5 protein-coding genes are annotated in these 2,768 nt (G+C 64.9%); all 5 read right to left on the bottom strand.

What is annotated here, in order from left to right; translation table 11 throughout:
* On the bottom strand, positions 1-847 hold an 847-nt coding region (locus BLX41_RS14800), incomplete at its 3' end, for a bifunctional transcriptional activator/DNA repair enzyme AdaA (protein WP_259744915.1).
* Positions 848-932: 85 nt separating this feature from the next.
* The gene (gene alkB, locus BLX41_RS14795; protein ID WP_123725500.1) at positions 933-1,613 is read right to left on the bottom strand and encodes a DNA oxidative demethylase AlkB; all 681 of its coding nucleotides are present in this window, start codon (positions 1,611-1,613) and stop codon (positions 933-935) included.
* The gene (locus tag BLX41_RS14790) at positions 1,603-2,319 is read right to left on the bottom strand and encodes a 2OG-Fe(II) oxygenase (RefSeq protein ID WP_123725499.1); all 717 of its coding nucleotides are present in this window, start codon (positions 2,317-2,319) and stop codon (positions 1,603-1,605) included. The genes alkB and BLX41_RS14790 overlap by 11 nt, the downstream gene beginning before the upstream one ends.
* A 102-nt stretch (positions 2,320-2,421) precedes the next feature.
* The gene (locus BLX41_RS33660) at positions 2,422-2,592 is read right to left on the bottom strand and encodes a hypothetical protein (RefSeq protein ID WP_185073571.1); all 171 of its coding nucleotides are present in this window, start codon (positions 2,590-2,592) and stop codon (positions 2,422-2,424) included.
* A gap of 32 nt (positions 2,593-2,624) precedes the next feature.
* On the bottom strand, positions 2,625-2,768 hold a 144-nt coding region (locus BLX41_RS35400), incomplete at its 5' end, for a DUF1883 domain-containing protein (protein WP_259744925.1).

The raw sequence follows: 2,768 nt of genomic DNA, 5'->3' as shown, positions 1-2,768 counted from the left end.
GGCCCTGCCACACCCGCTCCTGGAATGCCGTGCCGCGCAGGTCCAGGGGCAGGTCCAGGCCGATGGCCGGCGCTTCGATAAACCCCACGACCTGGGCGACCAGGCGTTCGAAGTCAGCGTCGGCACCGATCAGGTTGGCCCGGGGAAACTTGTCTTGCAGCTCCTCCACCAACGGGTTGGGGTCGTCCCCCAGGAGGATGGCGCAGACGCCCCGGTGGCTCTGGGCCACCAGGATCGCTCCCAGGGAGCACTGGCCGACCGCGAAGCGGATATCGGTGTTGGGCCCACCGGCGCGGTAGTCACTGGGTTTCATGCCCAGCAACTGGTCCGCCGCCTCATAGAAGCGACTGTTGGAATTGAAGCCGGCGTCGTACAGGGCTGTGGTCACCGAGTGTCCGCTTTGCAGGTGGCTGCGGACTTTGCGCGAGCGTTGCGCATGGGCGTAGCCCCGAGGTGTGAGCCCGGTGGCGGCCTTGAACACCCGGTGGAAGTGATAGCTGCTGACGCCCGCGTGTTGCGCCAGTTGTTCCAGGCTGGGAGCCGACTCGGCGGCCTCGATCTGCCGGCAGGCCGCGGCTACCAATGCAGCATGGTGCGCGGCGACCTGGGTCTGGTCGCTGGCCTGACGCTTGCTCGGACGATAGCCCGCAGCCTCGGCCTGCTGGGCGTTGTCGAAGAACTCGACGTTTTCCGCTTTCGGCAGGCGCGACAGGCTGCTAGGGCGGCAGTACACCCCCGTGGTCCGGACGGCATAGACGAACGCGGCATCGGCACTGGCGTCGCGTTTGAGCACGGCCTGCCAGCGTGGGTCCTGTTCAATCTGTTGTTTGCGTGTCAGGGCATTCATGGTCGGTACTCGACGGGGAGTGGCGCTCAGATTAACGGTCCGGGGCTTGATCGGCACTCCGGGGCTTGCGGTTGAATTCCACGTTTCAGCCGGCGTGGCGAAAGGTCAGGTTGATCCGTTGTTGGCCGAGCAGGGAGTGGCTGCCGTCTTTGAGGGGCTGCACCCCGTGATAGCGCAGGCGATCGACGCCGCCCCAAACCACCACATCACCGTGGAGCAACGGCACCCGCTGGCTCCTGTCGCCGCGCTGCTGGCCGCCGAAAAGGAAGATCGCCGGCAGGCCAAGGGACAAAGAGACGATGGGGGCGCTGTAGTCGCGCTCGTTCTTGTCCTGGTGCAGGGACATCTTCGCTCCGGGCCGGTAGCAGTTGATCAGGCACGAGTCGGGGTTGAAGCCTCTGAAACCGGCGGCCTCGGCTGCCGCCTGCGCCAGTTGGCGGAACACCTCGGGCATTGCCGGCCAGGGCCGTTGGCTCTGCGGATCAATGGGGCTGTAGCGATAGCCGTTGCTGTCGGTGGTCCAGCCCAATTGGCCGCAACTGCTCAAGCCGACGGACATGGTGAAGCCCCCTGGCGTGATCATGTGGCGAAACGGTGCCGCGGCAAGCACGGCGTCGAGCCGAGGCAGCAGTGCTTGGATCCAGGGGAGGGCGAAGCCGCGCAAGACCCTGGATTGTGGGCCCAGCACTTCGATGCGGGCCGGCTGTAGCAGGTCGCTGTCACTGAACAGCCCGAGGTTGGCGGGCCCGCCGTCATTACAACGCATCGTGAAAAATCACTCCAAGGGTGTGGCGCTGGCCGCTGTGAACGCGGCTGACACCGTGGCGCAAGGTCACTCGATAGGGCCCGCGCGCTCCGGCTGCTGGGCGATGATGCACGGCGAATACCAGGCCATCACCCTGCTTCAGACCAATGACCTGCGGCCGTGATTGCATGCGCGGGCGCTGTTCGGTGAGCACCAGTTCGCCGCCGCTGAAATCGGTTCCCGGCTGTGAGAGCAGGAAGGTCACTTGCAGGGGGAAAACGTGTTCGCCATACAGATCCTGATGCAGGCAGTTGTAGTCCCCGGGGCCGTATTGCAGAAGCAATGGGGTCGGACGCAGTTGCCCGGCGCCATGGCAGCGCTGGATGAATGCGCAATGCTCCGGCGGGTAGTGCGCGTCGATGTTCATCAGGCGGTTCCAGCGATTGGCCTGGTCGACAAGGCGCGGGTAGAGCAACTGGCGCAACTGCGCCACCGGGTCTGGCAGTGGATAAGCGAAGTACTGATACTCGCCGCGGCCGAAACCATGGCGGGCCATGATCACTTTCGAGCGAAACAGCCCTGGGTTCTGGTAGAGACGGCTGAGGGCCTGGCACTGCGGCACCGTCAGCAGGCCTTCGAGCCGGGCGCAGCCGTCCTGGTCGAGGGCCTGCTCGATGCAGGCCCAATCCAATTGTTGCAGGCGATCATGGAGCGATGAGACGGGCATGGCGGGAGTGTCCTGGGCAGTAGGGAGCCCGGCCAGTCTGCGGCTCGGGTGCCTGCGGAACACTCCGTTGCTTGCGCTTGAATCGGTCGCGCGGGGGCGGCTCTACAGCGCCTTGCTGACGCTGACGTCGCTGATGATGTCGCCGGACTGGCCATGCAGGGCTTCCAGGGCGGCCAGGGCCTCTTCCTGGGTACCGTTTTCAAGCTGGGCAAATTCGAAGCGGCGCTCACCATTGAGCTTGTATTTGATCACGTACTTGATGGTCTGGGGCACGGGGCTACCTGTTGTCGCGAGGAGGTTGGGGCTTAGCGCAGTTTCGAGCTGGAGCGACGAATGATGCGGATCGAATGAGTCAGGTTCGGCTTGCGGGTCACGCTGATGGGGCGCCGGTTGACGGTGTCGATGGTGATGTTCCAGAAGCCGGTGCTGGGGGCAGTGATCTTGGCGGG

This window comes from Pseudomonas protegens (genome assembly GCF_003732485.1).
Classification (GTDB): Bacteria; Pseudomonadota; Gammaproteobacteria; order Pseudomonadales; family Pseudomonadaceae; genus Aquipseudomonas; species Aquipseudomonas protegens_B.
The sequence above is the reverse complement of the archived record's forward strand: the minus strand, read 5'-3'. Positions and strand labels throughout refer to the sequence as shown.

Coding starts and splice junctions, on each gene's coding strand:
- alkB (WP_123725500.1), bottom strand. CDS start 1,613: ATGCGTTGTAATGACGGCGGGCCCGCCAACCTCGGGCTGTTCAGTGAC.
- BLX41_RS14790 (WP_123725499.1), bottom strand. CDS start 2,319: ATGCCCGTCTCATCGCTCCATGATCGCCTGCAACAATTGGATTGGGCC.